General features: G+C 68.2%; 17 protein-coding genes and 2 pseudogenes. 13 read left to right on the top strand and 6 right to left on the bottom strand.

Going from position 1 to position 25,526, the window contains the following annotated elements; genetic code table 11:
- Window positions 1–109: 109 nt before the first annotated feature.
- Window positions 110–2,305 (bottom strand): primosomal protein N', encoded by a 2,196-nt coding sequence (locus tag ACU0BR_RS08755; protein WP_446156466.1) that lies wholly within the window; start codon window positions 2,303–2,305, stop codon window positions 110–112.
- Window positions 2,306–2,399: 94 nt separating this feature from the next.
- Here ACU0BR_RS08755 and fsa point away from each other — a divergent pair, with 94 nt between their 5' ends.
- The 4 genes and pseudogenes from fsa to ACU0BR_RS08735 all read left to right on the top strand — a co-directional run bounded on the left by fsa (window position 2,400) and on the right by ACU0BR_RS08735 (window position 5,471).
- Window positions 2,400–3,053 carry a fructose-6-phosphate aldolase gene (fsa, locus tag ACU0BR_RS08750; RefSeq protein ID WP_446156456.1) on the top strand — a complete coding sequence of 218 codons (654 nt, stop codon included), beginning with the start codon at window positions 2,400–2,402 and terminating at the stop codon, window positions 3,051–3,053.
- A 41-nt stretch (window positions 3,054–3,094) separates the two neighbouring features.
- Window positions 3,095–3,805 (top strand): DUF484 family protein, encoded by a 711-nt coding sequence (locus ACU0BR_RS08745; protein ID WP_446156455.1) that lies wholly within the window; start codon window positions 3,095–3,097, stop codon window positions 3,803–3,805.
- Window positions 3,802–4,731: a tyrosine recombinase XerC gene (locus tag ACU0BR_RS08740; RefSeq protein ID WP_446156454.1), complete on the top strand. Its 930-nt coding sequence runs from the start codon at window positions 3,802–3,804 to the stop codon at window positions 4,729–4,731. Before ACU0BR_RS08745 ends, ACU0BR_RS08740 begins: the two co-directional genes overlap by 4 nt.
- 39 nt (window positions 4,732–4,770) lie before the next feature.
- Window positions 4,771–5,471, top strand: a pseudogene (locus tag ACU0BR_RS08735) (CDP-alcohol phosphatidyltransferase family protein).
- A gap of 51 nt (window positions 5,472–5,522) precedes the next feature.
- Here ACU0BR_RS08735 and ACU0BR_RS08730 read toward each other — a convergent pair.
- The 4 genes from ACU0BR_RS08730 to ACU0BR_RS08715 form a co-directional block, all read right to left on the bottom strand.
- Window positions 5,523–6,245, bottom strand: a complete 723-nt coding sequence (locus ACU0BR_RS08730; protein WP_446156453.1) for a Crp/Fnr family transcriptional regulator — start codon at window positions 6,243–6,245, stop codon at window positions 5,523–5,525.
- Window positions 6,246–6,596: 351 nt separating this feature from the next.
- Window positions 6,597–9,599 carry an isoleucine--tRNA ligase gene (gene ileS / locus ACU0BR_RS08725; protein ID WP_446156452.1) on the bottom strand — a complete coding sequence of 1,001 codons (3,003 nt, stop codon included), beginning with the start codon at window positions 9,597–9,599 and terminating at the stop codon, window positions 6,597–6,599.
- Between the two features lie 339 nt (window positions 9,600–9,938).
- Entirely contained in the window at window positions 9,939–11,033 is a 1,095-nt protein-coding gene (locus ACU0BR_RS08720) for a YcjF family protein (protein ID WP_446156451.1), read from the bottom strand.
- Window positions 11,030–12,445, bottom strand: coding sequence for a YcjX family protein (locus ACU0BR_RS08715; protein WP_446156450.1), 1,416 nt, complete (start codon window positions 12,443–12,445; stop codon window positions 11,030–11,032). The genes ACU0BR_RS08720 and ACU0BR_RS08715 overlap by 4 nt, the downstream gene beginning before the upstream one ends.
- 116 nt (window positions 12,446–12,561) lie before the next feature.
- On the opposite strand from ACU0BR_RS08715, the gene truA reads away from it, so the two are divergent.
- The gene (gene truA, locus ACU0BR_RS08710) at window positions 12,562–13,329 is read left to right on the top strand and encodes a tRNA pseudouridine(38-40) synthase TruA (protein ID WP_446156449.1); all 768 of its coding nucleotides are present in this window, start codon (window positions 12,562–12,564) and stop codon (window positions 13,327–13,329) included.
- Window positions 13,330–13,366: 37 nt separating this feature from the next.
- Here truA and ACU0BR_RS08705 read toward each other — a convergent pair whose 3' ends face one another.
- Complete coding sequence (locus ACU0BR_RS08705; protein ID WP_446156448.1) at window positions 13,367–14,086, bottom strand: arylesterase; 720 nt, start codon at window positions 14,084–14,086, stop codon at window positions 13,367–13,369.
- Between ACU0BR_RS08705 and ACU0BR_RS08700 the strand changes: the two are divergent.
- From ACU0BR_RS08700 to ACU0BR_RS08665, 8 genes and pseudogenes are all read left to right on the top strand, one after another.
- Window positions 14,085–14,768, top strand: a pseudogene (locus ACU0BR_RS08700) (ABC transporter ATP-binding protein); the annotation flags it as partial. The gene ACU0BR_RS08705 and the pseudogene ACU0BR_RS08700 sit on opposite strands and share 2 nt — an antisense overlap.
- Window positions 14,769–14,878: 110 nt before the next feature.
- Window positions 14,879–17,413, top strand: coding sequence for an ABC transporter permease (locus ACU0BR_RS08695; protein ID WP_446156447.1), 2,535 nt, complete (start codon window positions 14,879–14,881; stop codon window positions 17,411–17,413).
- A 92-nt stretch (window positions 17,414–17,505) separates the two neighbouring features.
- A complete protein-coding gene (locus tag ACU0BR_RS08690) occupies window positions 17,506–17,931 on the top strand; it encodes a globin domain-containing protein (RefSeq protein ID WP_446156446.1) in 426 nt (141 codons plus the stop codon).
- 135 nt (window positions 17,932–18,066) lie between these two features.
- On the top strand, window positions 18,067–19,428 hold the full coding sequence (locus ACU0BR_RS08685) for an FIST signal transduction protein (protein WP_446156445.1): 1,362 nt from the start codon (window positions 18,067–18,069) through the stop codon (window positions 19,426–19,428).
- Between the two features lie 18 nt (window positions 19,429–19,446).
- Window positions 19,447–22,263, top strand: a complete 2,817-nt coding sequence (locus ACU0BR_RS08680) for a hybrid sensor histidine kinase/response regulator (RefSeq protein ID WP_446156444.1) — start codon at window positions 19,447–19,449, stop codon at window positions 22,261–22,263.
- Window positions 22,264–22,267: 4 nt separating this feature from the next.
- Complete coding sequence (locus tag ACU0BR_RS08675) at window positions 22,268–22,885, top strand: response regulator transcription factor (protein ID WP_446156443.1); 618 nt, start codon at window positions 22,268–22,270, stop codon at window positions 22,883–22,885.
- A gap of 554 nt (window positions 22,886–23,439) precedes the next feature.
- A complete protein-coding gene (locus ACU0BR_RS08670; RefSeq protein ID WP_446156442.1) occupies window positions 23,440–25,077 on the top strand; it encodes a long-chain-fatty-acid--CoA ligase in 1,638 nt (545 codons plus the stop codon).
- Window positions 25,074–25,511: a PaaI family thioesterase gene (locus ACU0BR_RS08665; protein ID WP_446156441.1), complete on the top strand. Its 438-nt coding sequence runs from the start codon at window positions 25,074–25,076 to the stop codon at window positions 25,509–25,511. The genes ACU0BR_RS08670 and ACU0BR_RS08665 overlap by 4 nt, the downstream gene beginning before the upstream one ends.
- Window positions 25,512–25,526: the final 15 nt, after the last annotated feature.

The raw sequence follows: 25,526 nt of genomic DNA, 5'->3' as shown, positions 1-25,526 counted from the left end.
CTTCGCCGCTGCCGCCGCCGGTATTTCGCCGTCCGTTCCGTGCTCCCGTTTCCTTCATTGTCGCGAAAATATCCTCGCCGAAGGCATCCCGGCCCCGCCGCGCGCCGCGTCAGTAGAAACTTTGCGGATCGATGTCGATCGACAGGCGCAGCTGCGCGGGCAGACGAAACTGCGCGGTCCATTCCAGCAGCGCCGCCTGCAACGCCGCGCCCTTGTCGGCCTTGACCAGCAGACGCACGCGGTGGCGGCCGCGGATGCGCGCGATGGGCGCGGGCGCGGGGCCGAAGACCTGCGCGCCGATCCGGCGCAGAGGCGCGTCCATCCGCGCCAGCCGCCCGCCCAGATCGAACGCCTGCTGCGCATCGGGAGAGCTGATGACGATGCCCGCCATGCGCCCGTAGGGCGGCACACCCGCGCGGCGGCGTTCCTCCGCCTCGGCGCGCCAGAACGCTTCCTCGTCGCCGCCCAGGATCGCGCGGATCACCGGGTGTTCGGGCTGATAGCTTTGCAGATAGGCCACGCCGCGCCGCGCGGCACGGCCTGCGCGGCCGGCCACCTGGCGCACCAGCTGGAAACTGCGCTCGGCCGCGCGCAGGTCGGACCCCTGCAGGCCCAGATCCGCGTCGATCACCCCCACCAGCGTCAGCAGCGGAAAATTATGGCCCTTGGCGACCAGCTGCGTGCCGATGACGATGTCGGCCTGCCCTGTCGCGATGGCCTCGATCTGCGCCTTCAGCGCGCGGGCGGACCCGAACATGTCCGACGACAGGGCCGCGACGCGGGCATCGGGAAACAGCGCCGCCGCCTCTTCGGCCAGACGCTCCACCCCCGGGCCCACGGCGGCCATCCTGCCCTCGACCTGACAGGACGGGCAGGCCTCGGGGAGGGGTTTGCTCTCGCCGCATTGGTGGCAGACCAGCCGCTTTTGGAACCGGTGTTCGACCATGCGCGCATCGCAATGGTCGCAGCCGACCTGCTGGCCGCAGGCGCGGCAGAGCGTGATCGGCGCATAGCCGCGCCGGTTGATGAACAGCAGCGACTGCTCGCCCGCCTCCAGGCGTTTCGCCACTTCGGCCTGCAAGCCGCCGGATATCCAGCGGTTGGCGGGCAGCGCCTCCGCGCGCATGTCGATGGCGCGCATCTCGGGCAGTTCGGCCGTGCCATAGCGCGCGGCCAGCTCGACCTTGCGGTATTTGCCCGCCTCGGCATTGGCCCAGCTTTCCAGCGAGGGCGTGGCCGAGGCCAGCACCACCTGCGCCGCGTTCAGCGAGGCGCGCAGCACCGCCATGTCGCGCGCGTTGTAGAGCACCCCGTCCTCCTGCTTGTAGGAGGTGTCGTGTTCCTCATCCACGACGATCAGACCCAGATCCGCATAGGGCAGGAACAGCGCGGAACGCGCCCCCACCACCAGCTGCGCGCCGCCCTCGCCCACCATGCGCCAGCAGCGGCGGCGTTCGGTCATGGTGACGCCTGAATGCCACTCGGCGGGCCGCGCGCCGAAACGCGCCTCCACCCGGGTCAGGAATTCCGCCGTCAGGGCGATCTCGGGCAGCAGCACCAGCGCCTGCCGCCCGGCGCGCAGGCAGGCGGCGACGGCCTCAAGATACACTTCCGTCTTGCCCGAGCCGGTCACGCCCTTGAGCAGGGTCGTGCCATAGGCCCGCGCACCCATGCCCTCGGCGATGGCGCTTGCCGCGCGGGCCTGATCGTCGGTCAGCGGCTTGCCCGGCAGCGCGGGGTCGAGCGCCGGATAGGGCTGATCGCGCGGCGTGTCCTGCTCGGCCACGACGCCTTGCGCGACCAGCCCCTTGACGACGGAGGTGCCGGTGCCCGCCATTTCCGCCAGCTCCTTGAGGGTGAAGGACAGCCCGCCGAATTCCTCCAGCACGGCGAGCACCCTTTCGCGCGCGGGCGTCATGCGGTCGGGCATCCCCTGCCCCATGCGATAGATCTTTCGCATCGACGGCGGATCGCCCAACCCGGGCGAGCGTGTGGCCAGCCGCAGCATCGCGGGCAGGGGCGTCAGCGTGTAATCGGCGGCGCGGGTCAGAAACCGGCGCATTTCCGCGCGCATCGGTCGGGCATCCAGCACCCGGCTTACCGGGCGCACGCGGGCCGCGTCGAAATCGCCCTGCCCCGGTCCCCAGACCACGCCGAGCACCTTGCGCGGGCCCAGCGGCACCTCGACGAAGGCGCCTTCATGACAGCCGCCCTCGGGGGCCTTGTAATCCAGCGGCCGGCCCAGCGGCTGCGTCGTCAGCACGCCCACCAGCGTACCTTGCGGAAAGAAGCTCTGCTCTGTCATCTCTGTCATCGGGGCGCAGTCATAAGGGGTTCCGGGTACGCCCGCCATAGGCTATGACGGCGCCAAATTCCGCCAGCCCCCAAGGAGAATGGCCATGAAGTTTTTCGTAGACACCGCAGAAATCGACGCCATCCGCGAATTGAACGAGCTTGGCATGGTGGACGGCGTCACCACCAACCCGTCGCTGATCATGAAATCGGGCCGCGACATCAAGGAAGTCACCAAGGAGATCTGCGATCTGGTCGCAGGCCCCGTCAGCGCCGAAACCGTCGCGCTGGACGCCGAGGGCATGATCGCCGAGGGGCGCGAGCTGGCCAGGATCGCCGAGAACATCGCCGTCAAGGTGCCGCTGACCTGGGACGGGCTGCGCGCCTGCAAGGTGCTGTCGGACGAGGGCCGCATGGTCAACGTCACCCTGTGCTTTTCCGCCAATCAGGCGCTGATCGCGGCCAAGGCGGGCGCGACCTTCATCAGCCCGTTCATCGGGCGGCTGGACGACATCAACCTGGACGGGATGCAGCTGATCGCCGACATCCGCGAGATCTATGACAACTACGGCTTCGAGACGCAGATCCTCGCCGCCTCGATCCGCACCGTCAACCACGTCACCGAGGCCGCCAGGATCGGTGCCGACGTGATGACCGCCCCGCCCGCCGTCATCAAGAAGCTGGCCGAACACCCGCTGACCGACAAGGGACTGGAAAGTTTTCTGAAAGATTGGGAAAAAACCGGTCAGAAAATTCTCTGACCTGAGGTAGACTGCCGCAAAACAACAATACCGGAGGCAGAATGAGCGATACCGCGCTTGAGATGGAGGATCTGCGGGAACGGATCCTGTCCGATCCCGAGATGATCCTGGACGATCGCGATCTGATGAAGGCGCTGATCGCGGCCAATGAAAAACAGCTCGGCAACAACATCGTCGATCTGCGCGGCATCGCGATGGAACGGCTCGAGGCCCGGCTCGACCGGCTGGAGGACACGCATCGCAGCGTGATCGCGGCGGCCTATGAAAACCTCGCGGGGACCAATCAGGTGCATCGCGCGGTTCTGCGCCTGCTCGACGCCATCAAGTTCGAGGATTTCCTGCTCAGCCTGCGCACCGATATCGCCGAGACGCTGCGCGTGGATTCCATCCGGCTGGTGCTGGAAAGCCCCCACGCCGAGGAAGAGGAGGCGACCGTGCAACGGCTGGAGGATGTGCTGGTCGTCAAGGCGCCGGGCTTCGTCGACGATTATGTCACGCGCGGGCGCAACGCGCCGCCGCGCCAGGTCACGCTGCGCCAGGTCGCCGAGGCCTCCGAAGACATCTATGGCGAGGCGGCGGGCTGGATCCATTCCGAAGCGCTGCTCAAGCTCGACTTCGGCACGGGCCGCCTGCCCGGCCTGCTGGTTTTGGGCGCGGAGGATCCGCATCAGTTCAAGCCGAGCCAGGGCACCGACCTGCTGACCTTCTTCACCGGCGTGTTCGAACGGGCGATGCGACGCTGGCTGGCTTGAGCTCCATCTCACCTGCGGCGCGGGATGCCGTGCAGGACTGGCTTGCCTCGATGCGGGCGCTGCACGGCGCCGCGGACAAGACCGTGGAAGCCTACCGCGCCGATGTCGTGGGGTTCCTGTCCTTTTTGACCAGCCATTTCGGTGCGCCGCAGGGGCTGGCGCCGCTGACCCGGATCAGCCAGTCCGACATGCGCAGCTGGATGGCGCATGAGCGCGGCACCGGAATCGGCGCGCGTTCGATGGCGCGGCGGCTGTCGGCGGTCAAGACCTTCTACCGCTGGCTGGGCGAACGCGAAGGGTTCGAGCCGACCGCGGTTCTGGCCGCACGCTCGCCCAAGTACCAAAAGAAGCTGCCCCGCCCGCTGGCGCCCGACGCCGCGCGCGCGATGCTGTCCACGGTCGAGCTGCAATCGCGCACGCCCTGGATCGGCGCACGCGACGTGGCCATCGTCACGGTGCTTTACGGCTGCGGGCTGCGCATCTCCGAGGCGCTCGCGCTGACGGGCGCCGACAATCCCCTGCCCGAGGTGCTGCGCATCCGCGGCAAGGGCGGCAAGGAGCGGATCGTGCCGGTGCTGGACATCGCGCGTCGCGCAGTGGCCGACTATGTCGCGTTATGCCCGCACGAGCTGACCCGCGACGCGCCGCTCTTTCGCGGATCGCGCGGCGGCAAGCTCAACCCGCGCATCCTGCAAAAGACGGTGCAATCCACGCGGATGCAGCTGGGCCTGCCCGCCACCGCCACGCCGCACGCGCTGCGCCACAGCTTTGCCACGCATCTGCTCGAAGCGGGCGGCGATCTGCGCAGCATCCAGGAGCTTCTGGGCCATGCATCGCTGTCCACCACGCAGGCCTATACCGCGGTCGACAGCGCGCGGCTGATGGACGTCTACGATCGCACCCACCCCAAGGCCTCGATGTCCTAACGGTTTGCGCAGCGTCCGATTTTCATTCAAAGGTAAGTGATGACCCCTAAGTTGCACGCCCTTGCCGTTCATCTTTTCACCGCCACCGGCGCGGTCTTTGCCATGCTGGCGATGCTGGCCGCCACCGAAAAGGAATGGAGCCTGATGTTCCTGTGGCTGGTCGTCGCCTTTTCGTCGACGGGCTGGACGGGCCGCTGGCGCGCAAATACGACGTCAAGCGCAACGCGCCGGAAATAGACGGCGTGCTGCTGGATCTGATCATCGACTATCTGACCTATGTGTTCATCCCCGCCTTTGCGCTGTTCAGCTCCGACCTGTTGCCGGGCTGGACCGGATGGCTGGCGATCATCCTGATCACCTTCACCAGCGTGGTCTATTTCGCCGATACCAGGATGAAGACCGGGGACAATTCCTTTTCAGGCTTTCCGGGCTGCTGGAACATGGTGGTTCTGGTGCTGTTCGCGGTGGAGCCGAATTTCTGGCTGATCCTTATCATCATCGCGGTGCTGGCGGTGGCCATGTTCCTGCCGCTGAAATTCATTCACCCCGTCCGCACCGAGCGCTGGCGCGCCGTCAGCCTGCCCATGGCGCTGGCCTGGACCTTTTTCGCAGGCTGGGCCGCATGGGTCGATTTCGACCCGCAAAGCTGGGCGCATTGGGGGCTGATCGTGACCAGCCTTTATCTGATCGTGGCGGGTGTCGCGCAGCAGCTGATCCCCAGGCGTGCGTCGAAGATCTGATCCGGCGCCGCGCGCGCACCCCAGCTTGACGCGCCGCAAGGGCACGGCGCTTTAGACGGAGGCTTCCTTTTTCGAGAGCGGAACGCCGATCAGCCGCAGGTATTCGCGTTCGGGCACGCTATAGGACGCGGTCGCCATGTCCTCCAGACTGTCGCGATCCAGCACGGTGATCTCGCCCCGGCGCGCGCGGATCAGGCCCTTGCCTTCCAGAAGATGCGTGCCCACGGTCACGCCGGCCCGGCGCACCCCCAGCATCACGGCCAGGAATTCATGGGTGAGCTCCATCCGGTCGCCGTCGATCCGGTCGTGGCACATCAAGATCCAGCGCGCCAGACGCTCCTCCAGCTTCGCCTGCCCGTTCGACAAGGCCGTCTGTGCGGTCTGCATGAACAGTACCTGAAGATAGCGCAGAAAATGGCCGCGCAACGTGGCACTGGATTGCAGAAACGCGTCGAGCATCACGGATTCGATCCGCAGCCCCGCGCCCGAGACCTGCACGAAAACCCTGTTGGGCGTGCCGCTGCCGCCGGTGAGAACGGACAGGCCCGACATGCCTTCGCGTCCGAACAGCCCGATCTCGATGCGCCTGCCGCCCTTTCCGGCGGCAACCATGGACCCGACCCCGCTGATCGGGAAATAGACGAATTCCGGCGGCTCTCCCGGCTCCTCCAGCGCGGAGCCGCGTTCAAGCTGCACCTCTTCCAGATGGGGGTCCAAAAGCTCTCGGTCGTTTTTCGCAAGCATGCACAGTAGGTTGTTCTGCTGCGCAGTCATCGGGAAACATTTTGGCATCAGGGCACTCACGTCTGAGAAAAGAACTTTGTCTACGGTTTTCCAGCCAACCGTGCCCCTTCCGAGGTTGTTCAGTGGAGAGGAAGTTCACATAAATCGACGCGAGTGTCGAACCCTGCTTTCGCTTTGTGCGAATCCGCACCTGATGTAGTTGCAGGCACCGCGATGGAACCCGACATATAGATGGACAAAGACCGCGGCGGCCGCGAGCGAGCCCTGCAAGTTCGGGGCGCGGGCGGGCAGCCGCCCTGCCCTGCGAGCGGGCGGAAAGCGTGCTGCCTGCCCGCCATCCGCCCGTCACCCCGCGCGAGGCATCGAGCCGCGCGCGCCGGGCTAGAGCGCCGCGTCGCAGCGCCCGCAGACGCCCGCGTGATCCTGCTGGCCCACTTCGGGCAGGATCTTCCAGCAGCGTTGGCACTTCTCGCCCTCCGCCGCGTCGAAGACCACGGCGACGCCGGGCACATCCTGCAGGGTGAAGGCGCCTTCGGGCGCGGGATCGGTGGTCAGGGTCACGCCACTGGTGATGCACAGATCCGCGAAGGTGTCGGGGTTGGTGATGAGTTGCGCCAGATCCTCGCTCAGATGGACCACCGGCGCGGCCTCCAGGCTCGACCCGATGGTCTTGTCGCGGCGCTTCTCCTCCAGCGCGCCGGTGACGACGCGGCGCACGGCGCGCAGCTTCTGCGCGCGCTCGGCCAGCGCGTCGTCGCGCCAGGCGTCGGGCGTCGCGGGCATGTCCGTCAGATGGACCGAGGCGTCCTCCTCCCCGTGGCGTTCCAGCCAGACCTCTTCGGTGGTGAAGACCAGGATCGGCGCCAGCCAGCGCGTCAGCCGGTCGTAGATCGCCCCCAGCACCGCCTCGCAGGCGATGCGGCGCGGGCTGTCGGGCGCGTCGCAATAAAGCGCGTCCTTGCGGATATCGAAGTAGAAGGCCGACAGATCCAGCGTGGCGAAGTCGAAGACCGTGCGCCAGGCCTTCTGGAAGTCATAGGCGTCATAGGCCGCGCGGACCTTGCCGTCGATCTCCCACAGGCGGTGCAGCATCAGACGCTCCAGCTCCGGCAACGCGGCGGGCGCGGGCATCTCGGGCACCTGGTCGGGCAAGCTGCCCAGCACGAAGCGCAGCGTGTTGCGCAACCGGCGATAGCTGTCGGCGGCCCCCTTCAGGATCTCGTCCCCGATGCGCAGATCGGCGGTATAATCCGACTGCGCCACCCAGAGCCGCAGGATGTCGGCGCCATATTGCTGGACGACCTTGTCGGGCGCGACGGTGTTGCCGACGGATTTGGACATCTTGTTGCCCTTGGCATCCAGCGTGAAGCCATGCGTCAGCACCGCGCGATAGGGTGCGCGCCCCTGCGTGCCGCAGCTTTGCAGCATCGAGGAATGGAACCAGCCGCGGTGCTGGTCGGTGCCCTCCAGATAGAGGTCGGCCAACCCGTCGTCGGACCCGTCCGCGCGGTCGCGCAGCACGAAGGCATGGGTGGAGCCGGAATCGAACCACACGTCGAGAATGTCGAAGACCTGTTCCCACGCCTCCGCGTCATAATCCGCCCCGAGGAACCGCGCCTTCGCGCCCTCCTTGTACCAGGCATCCGCACCCTCGGCCTCGAACGCTTCGAGGATGCGTGCGTTCACGCCCGCGTCGCGCAGCAGGTAATCCTCATCGGTGGGCAGCGCGCCCTTCCTGACGAAACATGTCAGCGGCACACCCCAAGCGCGTTGCCGCGAAAGCACCCAGTCCGGCCGCGCCTCGATCATCGAATGCAGCCGGTTGCGCCCGCTGCGCGGCGTCCAGGTCACCAGCTCGTCGATGCTGGTCAGCGCCCGGCTTCGGATGGTCTTGCCGTAGGTGTCGAGCCCGTCTCCGACCTCGCGGTCGATGGCGGCGAACCACTGCGGCGTGTTGCGAAAGATCACCGGCGCCTTGGAGCGCCAGGAATGCGGATAGGAATGCTTGATCTTGCCGCGCGCCAGCAGGCCGCCGACCTCCACCAACTTGTCGATCACCGCCTTGTTGGCATCGCCCTCGCCGCCTTTGCGGTTGAGGATGTACCTGCCGCCGAAGAACGGCAGATCCGCCCGGAAGGCGCCGTCGTCCATCACGTTGTAGGTGATGACCTGCTCGAGCATCCCGAGGTCGCGGTAGAGCTCGTATTCCTCCATCCCGTGGCTGGGCGCGCAATGCACGAAGCCCGTGCCCTCCTCGTCGGTGACGAAATCGGCGGCGCGAAAATCACGCGGATCGTCCCATTCGCCCTGCGCGCCCTCGGCGCCCGCCAGCGGGTGGGCAAGCTTCATCCCCGACAGCAGCTGCGGGCCGACGCCGCGCAGGCGGCGATACTGGCCTTCGGCCAGCCGCGCGCGCTGGAACACGTCGGCCGCCAGCTTGTCGGCCAGCACGAAGCGATCGCCGACCGAGGCCCAGCTTTCTGCGGGCGTGCCCGTGACCTCATAAAGCCCATAGGCGATGTCCTGCCCGTAGACCACGGCCTTGTTCGACGGCAGCGTCCAGGGCGTCGTGGTCCAGATCACCACATGCGCGCCGATCAACTCATGGGAGAGCTTCTCCTCGGCCTCCACGATCGCGCGACCTTCCTCGATCCCCGTCTCTTCTCCGGCCAGCGTCAGGTCGGGGAAATCGACGTCGGTGACGCGGAACTTGACCCAGACGGTGAAGCTTTCCTTGTCGTGGTATTCCACCTCCGCCTCGGCCAGGGCGGTCTTTTCGATGGGCGACCACATCACGGGCTTGGACCCCTGATAGAGCGTGCCGTTCATCAGGAATTTCTGGAATTCCTCCGCGATCACCCGCTCGGCGTGGAAATCCATCGTCAGATAGGGCGCATCCCAGCGGCCGGTGATGCCCAGCCGCTTGAACTCATCGCGCTGGATGTCGACCCAGCCATCGGCGAACTTGCGGCACTCCTGCCGGAAATCGACGATGTCGACCTTGTCCTTGTCCATGCCCCTGGCGCGGTACTGCTCCTCGATCTTCCATTCGATGGGCAGGCCGTGGCAGTCCCAGCCGGGGATGTAGCGCGCGTCGCGCCCCATCATCTGCTGGGAGCGCACGACCATGTCCTTGAGGATCTTGTTGAGCGCATGGCCGATATGCAGATGCCCGTTGGCGTAAGGCGGGCCGTCGTGCAGCACGAAGGGCGCGCGGCCCCGGGCGCGCTCGCGCAGCCGGTCGTAGACCCCGATCCGCGCCCAGCGCTCCAGCCAGCCGGGTTCGCGCTTGGGCAGGCCCGCGCGCATCGGGAAATCGGTCTGCGGCAGGTTCAGCGTCGTCTTGTAATCAACGGGGGTCTGGTTTGTCGTATCGGCACACATTTCGGGCAGTCCTGGGTCTGGAAAAGGAATATCGGCGATGAACGGCGCGGCAGGCAGGCGCCTTGTCCCGGCGGCTCGAACAGATCAGAGCGCCGGGCCGCTAATTCGCAGAATGCATGCGGCACAGTATGACATGATGCGGCTTATAGGCCGGTCGCGCGCGGGCGTAAAGGCGGCGTAAAGACAGGCGTAAAGACGGGCGCAAAGCATGCCGCTGCGGGCTTCGCCCGCGCCTCCGGCGGGAGTATTGCGCGCCAAGAAGAAACCAGCCCACGACCGAAGCGCCCGCGCGAAGAACACCCGTGTTTCTTCTTGGTCCAAATACTCTCGCCGAAGGCGTCAGTCGCGCCCGAAAAGGCCGGTCAGCGCGCGCTGGATCACCCGCACCACCGAAGGCCGCGGCGTGCCGTGGAACGGCAGCGGGCGGCAGACCTCCATCGCGGCGACGCCGACGCGCGCGGTCAGGGCGCCGTTCACGATCCCCTCGCCGAAGCGGCGCGACAGTTTCGACAGGATGTTGCCCCCCGCGACAGATCCGATCAGATCGTCGCCCACCGCCACCGCGCCCGTCGCCACCAGATGCGCCATCACCGCCTTGGTCAGCCGCCAGGATCCCAGCGTGCCCGAGCGGCCGCCATAGATCTCGGCGATGCGGCGGATCATGCGCAGGTTGGCCGTCAGAGCGGTGGCCACATCGGCCAGCGCCAGCGGCACCACCGCGGTGACCGTCGCCACCTGCCGCGCCGCGCCTTCGACCTCGCGCAGGGCGGCCTTGTCGAGCGGCGCCAGCAACTCGGCCTCGGCCAGATGCAGCAGCCCTTCGGCGTCGAAGACATCTTCGCGGCGGGTGGCGAAGCGGTCGCGGCCCCAGCGCAGGTCATCGCGGGCGGCGTAAAGCGATGTGACCTGCGCGGTCGCCGCGCGCGCATCGCTCAGCACGCCGGTCGCCAGCGCGTGTTCGGCGGCGATGCGCGTGCTGTCGATGCGCCGCAGCCGCGACAGGGCGATCAGCTCGCGACCGGCCAGCCCCAGCAGCGCCAGCAGCAGCGCGCCGATCAGGCCGGTGGCGATCCAGCCCAGCAGCGGCGCGCGCGCCATCAGATCGGCCGCGAACCGCCAGGCCGCGATCGACAGCACAAAGCCCAGCAGCGCCGAAAATGCCGCCCAGAAGAACCTGCCCAGCGCCGAGCGGGGTCGCGCCGCCAGCGTCGCCGCATGCTGGAACGCCGTGGGCCCGTATGGCCCGTCGGCGCTGTCGGGCACGGCAGGTGCCGTGGCGGGGTTCAAGGGCTCTGCCCCCGGACCCGCGCCGCCGGGTGTCTCCTGCTCGCCGCCGGGAGACGTGCGCGGCGCGCGCTGGGGCTGCGTCGCCTCCCCGTCGAGGTCGATCAGGACAGGGCCGCGCCGCGGAGCGCCGTCTTTCGGGTCGGTCATGTCAGCTTGTCTCCGAGCAGGAATTCCGCGGCCCGGTCCAGCCGGATGTGCGGCGGCCCTTCGCCGGGGCGCAGGGTCAGCGGCGCAGGCGCGAAACGCATGATTTCATAATCCTCGTCCAGCCATTCGGTGCGGCCTTCGCTTGCGGGGGCCAGCAGGCGCGCGGGATCGTCGGGCAGATCGCCGGGGTGAAAGGCCGCGCGGCGCCCGCTGTCGAGCAATGTGCCGCGCACGCAATCCAGGCTGCGGCCCTGATGCGTCATCGTTTCCTCCACCGTGGCCCGCAGCGCGGCGATCGACATGGCCGCCGTCTGTGCGCCCGCGAAATCGGCGCGGCTGCGCGCGTCCTTGACCAGCGCCTCCATGATGGCGGTCAGCCGCGCGTGCTGGCTGTGGTGCAGGTGGTCGGCCTTGGTCGCGGCAAAGAGGATCTTTTCGATGCGCCGCCCCAGGATCGAGCTGAGCCAGCTGTTGCGCCCTGGCCGGAACGCCCCGAGGATCCCGGCCATCGCGCCGCGCAGGTCGGCCACCGCCTGTGGCCCGCTGTGGATCGCGCCCAGCGCATCGACCAGCACCACCTGCCGGTCGATGCGGGAAAAGTGATCGCGGAAGAAGGGTTTGACGATCTGGCTTTTATAGGCCTCGAACCGTCGTTCCATTTCGCGCCGCAACGATCCGCGCGGCGCGCGATCGACGGGCGGCAGCGGCGCGAAGGTCAGCGCGGGGCTGCCCTCCATTTCGCCGGGCAGCAGGAAGCGCCCCGGCGAGCAGTCGGAAAACCCCGCCTCGCGCGCCTCGCGCAGATAGTGGGTAAAGCTTTCGGCAAGCGCCTGGGCGCGTGTTTCCGACAGCGGCTCGGCCGGGTCGGCGGCGGCGATCAGCGCGGCGGCCTGCTGCCCCTGCGGGCGGGTGCGCATCGCGGCCAGCGCGGCCTGCGACCAGCTGTCGTAACTCTGATCCAGCAGGGCGAGATCCAGCAGCCATTCGCCCGGATAATCGACGATATCCAGATGCACCGTGCGCGGCCCCGAGAAGGACCCCAGCAGCCCGCCGGGCTGAACCCGCAGCGACAGGCGCAGCTCGCTCACGGCGCGGGTGGAATCGGGCCAGCGCGGTTCGGTGCCGGTCATCGCGGCCAGGTGGCGTTCGAAATCGAACCGGGGCACGGTGTCGTCGGGCTGTGGTTGCAGATAGGCCGCCTTGATCGCGCCGGTGGCGGCGGCGCGCAGCTGCGGCATGCGGCCCCGGTCGATCAGATTGGCCACCAGCGAGGTGATGAACACCGTCTTGCCCGCCCGCGACAGCCCCGTCACGCCCAGCCGGATCGCAGGCGCCTGGAACACGCCCGTCACGCTGGCGCCCATGTCCCCGACGCCGCGGCTGACCGTTTCGGCAATGTCCGTCAAAATCAATGTGCTGTCCCCTTGGCCTTGAGGCAGAAGATAGGGCAGTGGCGCGGCGCTGTGTAGGGTCTGCGGACAAATGCGTTTCGATTGCCTTCGGACGGGCCGCGCGGTAGCAGGCTGACATGCCGAGATACGCGCTCAAGATAGAATATGACGGCGGCCCCTTTTCCGGCTGGCAACGCCAGAAGGGCCTGCCCACCGTGCAGGGCGCGCTGGAAGCCGCGCTGCGCAGGATCGACCCGTCGGGTCCGCTGGTGCAGGGTGCCGGGCGCACCGATGCGGGGGTGCATGCGCTGGGACAGGTCGCGCATGTCGATCTGGCGCGCGACTGGCCGGCCGAGCGTCTGGCGGGGGCGGTGAACTTTCACCTCAAGCCCGCGCCCGTGGCCATCGTCGCCGCCGCCGCCGTAGATCAGGATTTCCACGCGCGGTTCAGCGCGCTGGAACGGCAGTACCGCTATCACCTCCTGTCGCGCCGCGCGCCGGTCGTGCACCGGCGCGGTCAGGTCTGGCAGGTGCCGCACGCTCTGGCGCTGGAGCCGATGCGGCACGCGGCCCGGCATCTGCTGGGCACGCATGATTTCACCACCTTCCGATCATCCACCTGTCAATCGGCCTCGCCGCGCAAGACGCTGGATCTGCTGGACATCACCGAGGAACCTGCCGATCACGGCCATGCGGTCCGCTTCGATGTCCATGCCCGCAGCTTCCTGCACAATCAAGTGCGCAGCTTCGTCGGCACGCTGGAGCGTGTAGGCGCGGGCGCATGGCAGCCCGAGGATGTAGCGCACGCCCTGCAGGCCGCCGATCGCACGGCCTGCGGCCCCGTGGCCCCGCCGCAGGGCTTGTTTCTCACGGCGGTGATCTATCCCGACGACCCGTTCGCGTAAGCTAAGGACGGGCGGACCGATTTCCCCCCGGCTCAGGTCACTGCGTCGCGGGCGCCTTTCTAACGGCCTCGGCCAATTCCATCACGCGCGGGCCGAGGGCATCGACGATCAGCGCCACGCCCTGCGCGTTGGGATGCAGACGATCGCCCTGCAGATATTTCGCCAGCAATCCGGCCGTGTCCGTCTTTGCGGTGATGGGGCCCAGGAAATCACGCTGGTAGAGCACGCCGTATTGTTCGGCCAGCGCCGGGTACATCGCGTCGAAGGCGGCCTTGTAATCGCGGCCGAAATTCTTCGACGCGACCAGACCGACCAGCAACACCTCGACCCCGCGCTTTTGCGATTCCGCCAGGATCTTGGACAGGTTCTGCTTGGCGAAGGCAGGATCGATGCCGCGCAGCAGATCGTTGCCGCCCAGCGTCACGATCATCCCGCCCACATCGGGCGTCAGGGTCCAGTCCAGCCTGCGCAGCCCGCCGCGCGTGGTGTCGCCCGACACGCCCGCGTTCACCAGCTTGATGTCGGCGCCCTTGGCATCCAGCCAGCGCTGAAGCTGCGGCACGAACCCGTCCTGCGCGGGCAGGCCGTAGCCCTGCGTCAGACTGTCGCCCAGCGCGGCGATGGTGACGGTCTGCGCCGTCGCGGCCAAGGGGGAAAGCGCCGCCAGCAGCACCAGCAGCCCGACCGCCGCGGCCTTGCGCAGCGCCGCGCAGGCCCCATATCCACAACGAAACACCACCGACAGGAGCCCGCCCATGCCAGACCCGATCCTTCGCCTGTCCGGCGTGGCACTGACGCTGGACGGCAACGCGGGGCCGGTGGACATCCTGCGCGACATCACGATGGATGTGGCTGAGGGGGAAACGCTGGGGCTCATCGGGCCTTCGGGATCGGGCAAATCGTCACTCCTGATGCTGATGGGCGGGCTGGAGCGCGCCACCGCCGGCAGGATCACGGCGAAAAGCCACGATCTGACGTCGATGAACGAGGATGCGCTGGCCCGGTTCCGTCGGGATCATATGGGCATCGTTTTTCAAGCCTTCCACCTTATTCCGACGATGACGGCGCTGGAAAACGTGGCGACCCCGCTGGAACTGGCCGGGGCGCGCGATGCCTTCGACCGGGCGGAGGCCGAATTGCGCGCCGTCGGGCTGGAGGGCCGGATGCACCACTACCCTGCCCAGATGTCGGGCGGCGAGCAGCAGCGCGTGGCCCTGGCGCGCGCCGCCGCGCCGCGCCCGCGCATCCTTTTGGCCGACGAGCCGACGGGCAACCTCGACAGCACCACCGGGCAGACCATCATGGACCTGCTGTTCCGCCTGCGCGACCGCGATGGCGCGACACTGATCCTGGTGACCCACGCGCGCGAACTGGCCGCGCGCTGCGACCGCATCCTGCGCCTGCGCGACGGCCGGATCGAAGGCGAAGCCGCCGAGGCACAGGAGGCGCAACGCGCGGAAACGCTTTCGCCCCCCGTTCCTGACACGCCAGAGGGGGCCGCGCACACGCCAGAGGGGGCCGCGCGCGACGGCCGTGCGGGGGCCGCTTCGTGAGGCTTCCCGTCTCGCTTCGGATCGCGCGAAGGGAACTGCGGGCGGGGATGGGGGCGTTTCGCATCCTGCTGATCTGTCTGGCGCTCGGCGTGGGGGCGATCGCCTCTGTCGGGACGGTGCGCGACAGCATCCGCGCCGGGCTGGCTGTGGAAGGCGCCGCGCTGCTCGGCGGCGACGCCGAGATGGAGTTCACCTATCGCTTTGCCAGCGAGGCCGAAAAGGCGTGGATGGCGGATGTGGCCACCCGCGTCTCGGAAGTGGTCGACTTCCGTTCGATGGCGGTGGTGGATCGGAATGGACAACAGGACAGGGCGCTGACCCAGATCAAGGGCGTCGACGACGCCTATCCGCTGGTCGGGTCGGTCGGCCTGTCGCCCGCGATGCCGCTGGAGCGCGCGCTGAGCGGCGATGGCACCCGCCCCGGCGCGGTGATGGACCGTGTCCTTGCGGACCGGCTGGGGTTGAAGACCGGCGACGGCTTTCGCCTGGGCGAGCGCGATTTCGTCCTCTCCGCCCTGCTGACGCGGGAACCCGACAACGCGACGGGTGGCTTTTCGCTGGGCCCGCGCACGCTGGTGCGCACCGCCGATCTGCGCGGCTCCGGCCTGCTGGAACCGGGATCGCTGTTCGACAGCGCTTACCGGCTGGCCCTGCCCCCCGGCACCGATCTGGAGGCGGTGAAGACCCGCGCCGAGGCGCGCTTTTCCGACAGCGGCCTGCGCTGGCACGATGCGCGCAACGGCGCGCCGGGGATCAAGCGGTTCGTCGACCGGATCGGCGCGTTTCTGGTGCTGATCGGCCTGGCCGGTCTGGCCGTCGGCGGGATCGGCGTGTCGGCGGCGGTGCGCGCCTATCTGGGCGGCAAGATCACCACGATCGCCACGCTGCGCTCGCTCGGGGCGGGCAGCGGCACGATCTGGCGGGTGTATCTGGCGCAGATCTCGGCGGTCAGCGCGCTGGGGATCCTGGCGGGGCTGGTGCTGGGAGCGCTCTTGCCGGTGCTGGCCGGCCCGCTGATCGAGGCACGTCTGCCCATCCCCGCCGATATCACCTGGCGCTGGTCCGCGCTGGGCGAGGCCGCGCTTTATGGGGTGCTGGCGGCGATGCTGTTCACGCTCTGGCCGCTGGCCCGCACAGAGGACGTGCAGGCGGCGGCGTTGTTCCGCGACGGGTCGACCGGCGGGCGCCGCCTGCCCCGCATGCGGTTCGTGCTGGCCACGGGGGTATTGCTGGCGGCGCTGGTGGGCGCGGCGGCGGTTCTGTCGGGGCTGCCCAGGCTGGCGCTTTATACCGCGGGCGGCATTCTTGTGGCGCTGGCGGTTCTGGCGCTGGTCGCGCTGGGGCTGCGGCTGTTGGCGCGACGGCTGGCGCGCAGCCGGATGCTGCGCGGCCGCCCGTCGCTGCGCATGGCGATGGGCGCGATCGGCGGGCCGCGCGAACAGGCGGCCTCGGTGATCCTGTCGCTGGGGCTGGGGCTGGCGGTGCTGGCCACCGTCGGTCAGATCGACGCCAACCTGCGCAACGCCATCGACCGCGAACTGCCCAAGATCGCGCCCTCTTATTTCTTCGTCGACATCGGCGACGACCAGCTGCCGGGCTTCATGGCGCGGCTGCAGGGCGACCCCGGCGTCAGCCGCATCCAGACCGCGCCGATGCTGCGCGGGGTCATCGCGCGCATCAACGGCGTCGATGCGCAAAAGGTCGCGGGCAATCACTGGGTGGTGCGCGGCGACCGTGGCCTGACCTTCAGCGCGCGCCCGCCCGAAAACACCACGATCACCGCCGGCAAGTGGTGGCCCGAGGGCTATGACGGCCCCCCGCAGGTCAGCTTTGCGCAGGACGAGGCCCGGGAAATCGGCCTGAAGCTGGGCGACATGCTGACGCTGAACGTCCTTGGCCGCGACATCGAGGCCGAAGTCACCAGCTTTCGCAGCGTCGATTTTTCCACCGCCGGTATCGGCTTCGTGATGGTGCTGAACCCCGGCGCGCTGGCGGGCGCGCCCTATACCAGCATCGCGACGGTCTATGCCTCGCCGCAGTCCGAGGTGGCGATCCTGCGCGATCTGGCGCGGCAATTTCCCAATATCACCGCGATCCGCGTGGCCGACGCCATCGAAAAGGTGGCGCAGATGCTGCGCGGGCTGGCGGCGGCGATTTCCATCGGCGCGGGGGTGACGCTTCTGACCGGTTTCGTGGTGCTGATCGGCGCCGCTGCCGCCGGGGAACAGGCGCGCATCTATGAGGCGGCGGTGCTCAAGACGCTGGGCGCGGGGCGTGCGCTGGTGCTGGGCAGCTTCGCGCTGCGCTCGGCGCTGCTGGGTGCGGCGGCGGGGGCGGTCGCGCTGTTGGCGGGCACGCTGGCGGCCTGGGGGGTGATGCGTTTCGTGATGAACGCAAGCTTCCAGATCGCCTGGGGGCCGGCGCTGCTGATCGTCACGCTGGGGGTGCTGGCGACGCTGCTGGCGGGGGCCGCCTTTGCCTGGCGCCCGCTGTCGCGCAGGCCGGCCGCGGTGCTGCGCAGCCGCGAATAGCCCGCGCGACAACTGCGGGCTTGCGGGGTACCGTCATCCTCGCGCATCCTTAGCCATCTCAAGGCGGCGGCGGTCGGAAAGGGCTCAGGGCGTTGAACGAAGAACAGATCACGCGCATCCGGCGCAGCTGGGCGCTGGTGGCCTCCGACCGCCAGACATTCGCACGCGTCTTCTACGCGGAGCTCTTTCGCCTCGCCCCCGAGACCCGCGCCCTTTTCAAGCCCGGGATGGAGCAGCAGATCGACAAGCTCAGCCTGACGCTGGCCTTCATCGTCGATCACCTGGACCAGCCCGACCCGTTGAACGCCGAGGTCCGCAAACTGGGGGCGCTGCATCGCGACCTGCATGTGACGCCCGCGCAATACGGCCCCGCCGGGCAGGCCCTGCTGGCCGCCTTCGGCGAAATCCTCGGCCCGGTTTTCTCCGCGCAGGATGCCCGCGCCTGGGCCGCTGCCTATGAGCTGCTGGCGCGGGAAATGCAGCATGAGCCCCCGCCAGGAGGCGCAACAGGTGGCTGAGCCTGAACCCGACGGGATCGAGCCGCAGGGCTGAAGGCCTATACTTTAGTCTAGGCCGCTGGCCCGATGCGCGGGGGCGGCGGCAGGCAGAGGTGCTAAGATGGAGGCGTAACAGCAAGGACAGCCATCAGAGACATGAAAATCCACGTCCATGACACCACGGCCGATACCGCCGCAGATGCGGCGGCGGCGCTCAGGCGCGCCATCCTGACAGCGGCCGCGCGTGACGGCACCCCCGCGCGATGGCCCGATTTCGTGGCGCTGCATTTCAACAGCGACTATGTCGCGGATGTGCTGCGCGAGGGTTTGATGCGGGATGGCGACCAGGCGGACGATCGGGCGTGCGACGATGGGGGGGACGATTCGCAGCACGCCGCGCCGCGTGAGGCCCCCCACGGGGGATCGGCGCCCGGGGATACACCGACCGCAGGCGCACCGGCCGAAGCCCCCCCGCGCGCGACATCGCCCGGCGCGCTGCACGGCGCCAGCTCCTGCCGGGGCGTGATGAGCGGGCGCGGCGCGCTGACGGAAGCGGCCGTCAGCGCCGGGGCCTTCTGCATCGACGACCCGCTGGGCGATTACGGCACCGCGCTTTGCGCCATCTCGGCGGACTGTCCGGCCGCACAGGCGGCCGCCAGCGCGCTCAACCGCGCCCTTGTCGCGGCGGGCCGGGTGGGCGAGGCGCCCGATCTGATCTGGCTCTCCCCCACCCCCGGGCAGGAGGAGCAGGTCCTCGCCGGGATCGAAAGCGTCGTCGGCCCCGGCGTGCCGGTGGTGGGCGGCAGTGCCGCGGACAATACCGTCGCGGGGGGATGGCAGATCTTCGATGCCGCGCAGTGCGCCACGGAGGGGGTGCTCGTGTCGGTGCTGTTTCCGTCCGGTACGATCTCGCTGGCCTACCAGAACGGCTACGCCCCGGCGGGGCCGCGCGGCGTGGCCACGCAGGTCGAGGGGCGGCGGCTGGTGCGCATCGACGACCGACCGGCGGCGCAGGTCTATGACGAATGGTCCGGCGTCGGCATCCTGAACGACGGGGCGTCCGCGCAATCCAACATATTGGCGGCCAGCACCCTGCGTCCGCTGGGCCGTCCCGTGGCCGCCGACGACCGCAGCGACACCTACCTGCTGGCCCACCCCAGCACGGTGCACCCGGATGGCGCGATCGAGCTTTTCGCCGATGTGCATGAGGGCGAGGTGCTGGTGCAGATGCAGGGCGATCTGGACGGGCTTGCCAGCCGCGCGGGCCGCGTGGCCGATCTGGCGCGCACCGCGGCCGACCTGCGCCCGCAGGACATCGCGGGCGCGCTCATGGTCTATTGCGGTGGATGCATGCTGGCGACGCAAGACAGGATGGACAGCGTGGTGAGCGGCATCGCCGTCGCCCTGCCCCAGGTTCCGTTTCTGGGGATTTTCACCTTCGGCGAGCAGGGAAATATCATGGGGGTTGGCAACCGGCACGGGAATCTCATGATATCATGCGTCCTGTTTTCGAAATGACCGGCCAATGATCGCCCGATGACCCACGAAGAGCAGCTTCGCGAAGCATTGCTGGAAGTGCAGCTGCTTCGCCGCCGCGAGGCCAAGGCGCTGCGCGAGACGCGCGCGCTGCTGCATGGGCTGGAACTCATCCCCGCGGCGGGCGACGTCGATTCGGCCTACCGGCGGCTGCTGGAAACCGCGCGCAACGCCACCAGCGCCGACGCGCTGTGCATCGCCTCGCGCGGCGAGCACGGGTTCACGCTGTCGCATGGCGATACGCCGGGGCTGGCGGATGAGGCGCCGGCGCTGCCCGCGCCCCTGCTCGAAAAGGCGCGCAACATCGTCGATCTGCACGCGGCGGGTGGCTGGGCCGAAAAGCTGCCTTGCCGGTTGCGCGGCTTTCGCAGCCTGCTGGTGGTGCCGATCGGGGCCTCCGGCGCCAACGCCGCTGCCGTATTGGCGCTGCACCGCGACCGCGCGCGCTTCAGCGCCGATGAGATGGCAGCGCTGCGCCGGTTGGCGGCCCTGACCGCCCAGACGGTCGAGGCGCTCGACCTCAACGAGCAGAACCGCCTGCTTGCGGCGGTGATCTCGGGCTCCTCCTCGGGGTTCGCGATTTCCGATTGCACCCGCGCGGGCGAGCCGCTGATCTACGTCAACCCGGCCTTCGAAAAGCTTTCGGGATACCGTGCGTCCGAGGTGCTGGGCAGAAACTGCCGGTTTCTGAGCGCGGAACCCGAGGACGCGCCCGAACGCCGCAAGCTGCGCCGCGCCGTGGCCGACGGCAAGGGCGGACGGTTCCTGCTGCGGAACAGGCGCAAGGACGGCAGCCTGTTCTGGAACGCATTGACGCTGTTTCCGGTCAAGGACGCGCAGGGCCGCGTGCGCAATCTGGTCGCCACCCAGGTCGACGCGACCGAAAAGGTCGACGCCCAGGATGAGCGCGATCGCACCCGCAAACGGATGAGCGAGGCACTGGCCAACACGCAGGATGCCTTTCTGCTGCTCGATGATCGCAAGCACATCCTTTTTGCCAATCCGGCCGTGCGCAACCTCTTTCCCGCACCATCGGCCGACTGGCGCATCGGCACCACCTTCGACGACAGCTGGGCCGCCTTCATCACCGGCTATGCGCCGCATACCTCCACCCTGCCCGAAGCCATGCGCACCCCGGACCTCGACACGCTGGCCCGCGCCGAAAGCGGAACGGAACTGCGCCTGCCCGACGGGCGCAGCGTGCTGGTCCGCGCGCGCAGCGCCAGCGACGGCGGGCTGGTGCTGCTGGCGACGAACATCACGCCGATGAAGACCGCGGAACGGATGCTGCGCCAACGCGCGGCCGCCATCGACGCGGCGCAGGACGGCATCGCCATCGCCGACGATGCCGATCGCCTGTTCTATGTGAACCCGAACTTCGTCTCGATGCTCGGCGAAAGCGACGAGACGCTGCTTTTCGGGCGCCGCTGGCCGCAATTCTATCTGCCGGAGGAGCGCGACGCCTATCTGCGCGACATCCGGCCCGCGCTGCTGAACCGGGGCACCGCCAAGACGCTGCTGCAACTGCGCACCCCCGGCGGAGAGCTGCGCCATCACGAATATTCGCTGAGCGTGGTGCAGCGGGTCGGCACCGTCATCGTCGCGCGCGACGTGACCGACCGCATCCACTACGAGGAACGTCAGGCCGAATTGCAGGTACAGCTGGAACTCTCGCGCAGGCAGGAAACGATTTCGCAACTGGCCGCCGGGGTTGCGCATGATTTCAACAACCTGCTGTCGGCCATCAACATTTCGGCCGATCTGATCGCGACGGACGGCGACACCACCCCGCCGCTGCGCGATTACGCCCGCCGCATCGGCACCGCGGGCAATCGCGCGGCGCGGCTGGTCAACCGCCTGCTCGATCTGGGCGCAAGTCCGCGCGATGCCGGAGAGATCGACCTGCGCGACGCGCTGCGCGAGGCCAAGGATCTACTCAACAGCAGCATCGGCGCCTCGGCGCGGTTGACGCTGGACTGTGGCCCGAGACCCGCGGTGATCCGCGCCAGCGCCACCGATGTGGTGCAGATCGTGCTGAACCTCGTTCTGAACGCGCAGGATGCCCTGCCCGAGGGCGCCGGGGCGATCGCGCTGTCGCTGTCCTGCGTGCCAGGGTCCGATCTGGCGATGCCGCTGCTGGGAACGATCACCCCCACGGCGCATTACGGCACGATCACCGTGGCCGATACCGGCGTCGGCATTTCGCGCGCCCAGATCCCGCGGATCTTCGATGCCTATTACTCGACCAAGGGCGACCGTGGCACCGGCATGGGCCTGGCGATGGTCGCCTCGATGGTGGAGACGGCGGGCGGAGCGCTGCTGCTCGACAGCACGCCGGGCGCGGGCAGCGTGTTCACGGTGTGCTACCCGCTGACCCGGACCGAGGCGCTCTCGCCCTCTTCCGCCGCCGCCCTTGAGACCCCGTCCCCGGTCGATCTGACCGGCACGACCGTGTTGCTCGTCGATGACGAACCCGCCGTGGCGGAGGTCATCGGCTCCTATCTGGAGCGTCACGGCGCCGAAGTGTCGGTCTGCGCCGCGCCGGAGATCGCGCTTGAATCGATCACCGAGGACCCGCACGCCTGGACGGTGATGGTCACCGATTACGACATGCCCGGCATGAATGGCGGCGCACTGGCCGAATCTGCGCGCCAAGTTGCACCGCATTTGCCCGTCATCGTCGTCACCGCCCTGGCGCGCCGCCTTTCCGACCCGCGCGTCAGCCGCGACAAGGTGCACGCGGTAATTGCAAAGCCCGTGAACATGCGCCAACTTTTAAAAGCAATTTCTGAATTGATCACGATAAAACAGGATTAGGATAATGCAGCTGCTGATTGCAGACGATCACGAACTGGTACGCGACACGCTGGCCGCATTTCTGGAACGCGAGTCCGACCTGACGCTCGACACCGTGGAAAATCTGGATCAAGCCTGCACCAGGATAGAAAGCGAAGGCCCCTATGATCTGGTGATGCTTGATTACACCATGCCAGGCATGAAAGGGCTGGAAGGACTCAAACGCGCGCTGGCGCTGAACGGCGGCAAACCCGTCGCGCTGATGTCGGGCACTGCCAGCAAGGCCGTCGCGCAGGAGGCGATGGACGCCGGGGCGATCGGCTTTCTGCCCAAGACGATGGCCGCGCGCTCGCTGATCAACGCGATCCGCTTCATGGCCGCGGGCGAGACCTTCATTCCCGTCGCCTTCATGACCCAGGAGGAGCCGCAGGAGCCTCTGAACGAATTGGCGAAAGGGCTTTCCCCGCGGGAATTGCAGGTACTCGGCGGGCTTTGCCGGGGTCAGGCCAACAAGGAAATCGCGCGCGATCTGAACTTGCAGGAAGTGACGATCAAGCTCCACGTCAAGACGCTGTGCCGCAAGCTCGACGCCAAGAACCGCACCCATGCCGCGATGATCGCGAAGGAGGCCGGGCTTTTCTGAGAGCCCGCCGACGACTGTGCCCGACAGTTCGCTGCGCGCGGTCGCCGAAAGGCGCCGCGCGGGGGCATCGCACGGGACGCCGCCCACCTGCGCGCGGCGCGGCGCATAAATTTCCGGCCCGCGCGCGGCCATGTGCCCAGGCCCCTTTGCCGCGCGCTTCGTCGAGGCGGCTTGCTTGCCGGATGCTCCGTCGGCGGCCTCCATGGCGCGCCCCCGGGCGGCGCGTTCTGATCGTGCAGATCGGGGCGATACCGCAGGAAAACGACCCGCCTTGCCCAGTCGGGGCAAAGCGGGTCCAGTCGGCGTCGTCAGGTTTCTTTTTGTTGGCCGATGGAGGAGATGATCGGCTGCTTACCTGTCCCTGAACTCACTGTCGCATATCGCGCGCCGACCGTCGTGCCCGCAAAGGGTGAGCGGGCGCAGCCAAATGGGCACCCTGCCCTACCCTTACGCCTAGGTGCTGCGAGGGGCGCCCCGTGCACGCTGCATGAATTAACCATTGTGCCCACCCCCATGTGCGACAAACATGGGGCCGCCACAGGGAGGAACGCCACATGCTGGGATTGATGATGGATCGGCCGTTGCAGATCATAGATCTGCTGAAGTTCGCCGCCGATACGCATGGTGAAAGGCCGATCGTGTCGGCCACGGTGGAGGGGCCGATCCACCGGACCGATTACGCCGCCACCATGACGCGCGTGTCCCGGCTGGCGCATGCGCTGCGCGGCCTGGGCATCGTCACCGGCGACCGGGTGGCGACGCTGGCCTGGAACGGCTACCGCCACCTCGAGCTTTACTATGCGGTTTCGGGCATGGGCGCGGTCTGCCACACCATCAATCCCCGGCTTTCGGCGGATCAGATGAGCTTCATCATCAACCACGCCGAAGACAGCCTTCTGTTCACCGACCTGACCTTCGTGCCGATGATCGAGGCGCTGCGCGACCGCCTGCCCGCGGGGCTGCGCGTGGTGGCAATGACCGATCGCGCCCATATGCCCGATTCCGAGCTGGATCTGCTGTGTTACGAGGATCTGCTGCACGACGCGCCGGACAGCTATGACTGGCCGGAGCTGCCGGAAAACACGGCCTCCGGGCTGTGCTATACCTCGGGGACGACGGGCAGGCCCAAGGGGGCGCTCTACACGCACAGATCCAGCGTGCTGCACGCCCTGATGACGGGTGTGTCGTTTCAGCGCTGCCTGAATCCGGCCTCCAGCGTGCTGCCGGTGGTGCCGCTGTTCCATGTCAACGCCTGGGGGCTGCCCTATTCCGCGCCGTTGACCGGCACGGCGATCGTGTTCCCCGGCCCGGCGCTGGACGGGGCGTCGGTCTATGATCTGCTGGAGCGTGAGAGAGTGTTCTCCGCCTGGGGCGTTCCGACCGTCTGGCAGGGGTTGCAGGCGGAAATCGGCAAGCGCGGGCGCCCGCCGCAGGGGTTCGGACATCTGGTGGTCGGCGGCTCCGCCGCGACGCGCTCGATGATCGCGGGGTTCGAGGGCATGGGTGTGGAGGTCTGCCACGCCTGGGGCATGACCGAGATGAGCCCGATCGGCACCCAGGGCGGTCTCGACGGCGCTCTGAACGACCAGCCCGAGGAAGAACGGATCGAGATGAAGTCCCGCCAGGGTCGGCGCATTTTCGGGGTGGAGCTGAAAATCACGGATGAGGCGGGTCACCCCCTGCCCCATGACGGCCGGGCCAGCGGCGAATTGCATGTGCGCGGGCCGGCGGTCATTTCCGCCTATTACAACAACCCCGACGCGAGCCGGGATGCCTTTGACGCCGACGGCTGGTTCGCCACGGGCGATGTGGCGCGGATCGACCCGCAGGGTTTTCTGACAATCACCGACCGCGCCAAGGATCTGATCAAGTCGGGCGGCGAATGGATCAGTTCGCTCGAGCTTGAGAACATCGTGATCGCCCACCCCGATGTCGCCAGCTGCGCCGTGATCGCCGTGCCGCATCCCAAGTGGGATGAACGCCCGCTGCTGATCGTGGTGCCTGCCGAGGGCCGCCGACCGCAGGCCGCCGACCTGCTGAAGGCGCTTTCGGCGCAGGTCGCCCGCTGGCAGCTTCCCGATGATGTGGTCTTTGTCGACACGCTGCCGCTGACCGCGACCGGCAAGGTGTCCAAGCTGACGCTGCGCGAGCAGTTCCGCGACCATGTGCTGCCCCCGGACGGTGGATCTTGAGCGCGGAGGATTTCCTCCGGCACGATGCCTCACGGCGGGCGGCGGGCCGGACGCCGCCCGCGCCCTATGCCTTTCAAAAGCTGCTGGGCTTCGAAATCGGAGAATGGCGCCCCGATTACTGTCGTCTGCGGCTGGAGCTGCGTGCCGAGCATGGAAACCGCAGCGCGTTGCCGCACGGCGGGCTGCACGCCACGCTGCTGGATTCGGCCATGGGCTTTGCCGGGTGTTTCAGCCCCGACCCAGACCACGACATTCATGCGATGACGTTGACGCTCAACGTGAATTTCCTGTCACGGCCCGAAGGCGGCATCCTGATCGCGCAGGGCTGGCGCATTGGCGGCGGCAAGCGCACCTTCTTTGCCGAAGCCCGCATCGCGGACGAGACCGGCCACCTTGTCGCGACGGGAAGCGGCGCGTTCCGCTACCGGGGCTGATGCGTCGGCCCAGCC

The sequence above is a fragment of the Brevirhabdus sp. genome (assembly GCF_052826345.1).
This window is presented reverse-complemented; position numbering and strand designations above follow the sequence as displayed.

Bases quoted from the DNA above. Each gene is read 5' to 3' on its own strand.
- ACU0BR_RS08755 (WP_446156466.1), bottom strand. From the start codon at position 2,305: ATGACAGAGCAGAGCTTCTTTCCGCAAGGTACGCTGGTGGGCGTGCTG.
- fsa (WP_446156456.1), top strand. From the start codon at position 2,400: ATGAAGTTTTTCGTAGACACCGCAGAAATCGACGCCATCCGCGAATTG.
- ACU0BR_RS08745 (WP_446156455.1), top strand. From the start codon at position 3,095: ATGAGCGATACCGCGCTTGAGATGGAGGATCTGCGGGAACGGATCCTG.
- ACU0BR_RS08730 (WP_446156453.1), bottom strand. From the start codon at position 6,245: ATGACTGCGCAGCAGAACAACCTACTGTGCATGCTTGCGAAAAACGAC.
- ileS (WP_446156452.1), bottom strand. From the start codon at position 9,599: ATGTGTGCCGATACGACAAACCAGACCCCCGTTGATTACAAGACGACG.
- ACU0BR_RS08720 (WP_446156451.1), bottom strand. From the start codon at position 11,033: ATGACCGACCCGAAAGACGGCGCTCCGCGGCGCGGCCCTGTCCTGATC.
- truA (WP_446156449.1), top strand. From the start codon at position 12,562: ATGCCGAGATACGCGCTCAAGATAGAATATGACGGCGGCCCCTTTTCC.
- ACU0BR_RS08705 (WP_446156448.1), bottom strand. From the start codon at position 14,086: ATGGGCGGGCTCCTGTCGGTGGTGTTTCGTTGTGGATATGGGGCCTGC.
- ACU0BR_RS08685 (WP_446156445.1), top strand. From the start codon at position 18,067: ATGAAAATCCACGTCCATGACACCACGGCCGATACCGCCGCAGATGCG.
- ACU0BR_RS08680 (WP_446156444.1), top strand. From the start codon at position 19,447: ATGACCCACGAAGAGCAGCTTCGCGAAGCATTGCTGGAAGTGCAGCTG.
- ACU0BR_RS08675 (WP_446156443.1), top strand. From the start codon at position 22,268: ATGCAGCTGCTGATTGCAGACGATCACGAACTGGTACGCGACACGCTG.
- ACU0BR_RS08670 (WP_446156442.1), top strand. From the start codon at position 23,440: ATGCTGGGATTGATGATGGATCGGCCGTTGCAGATCATAGATCTGCTG.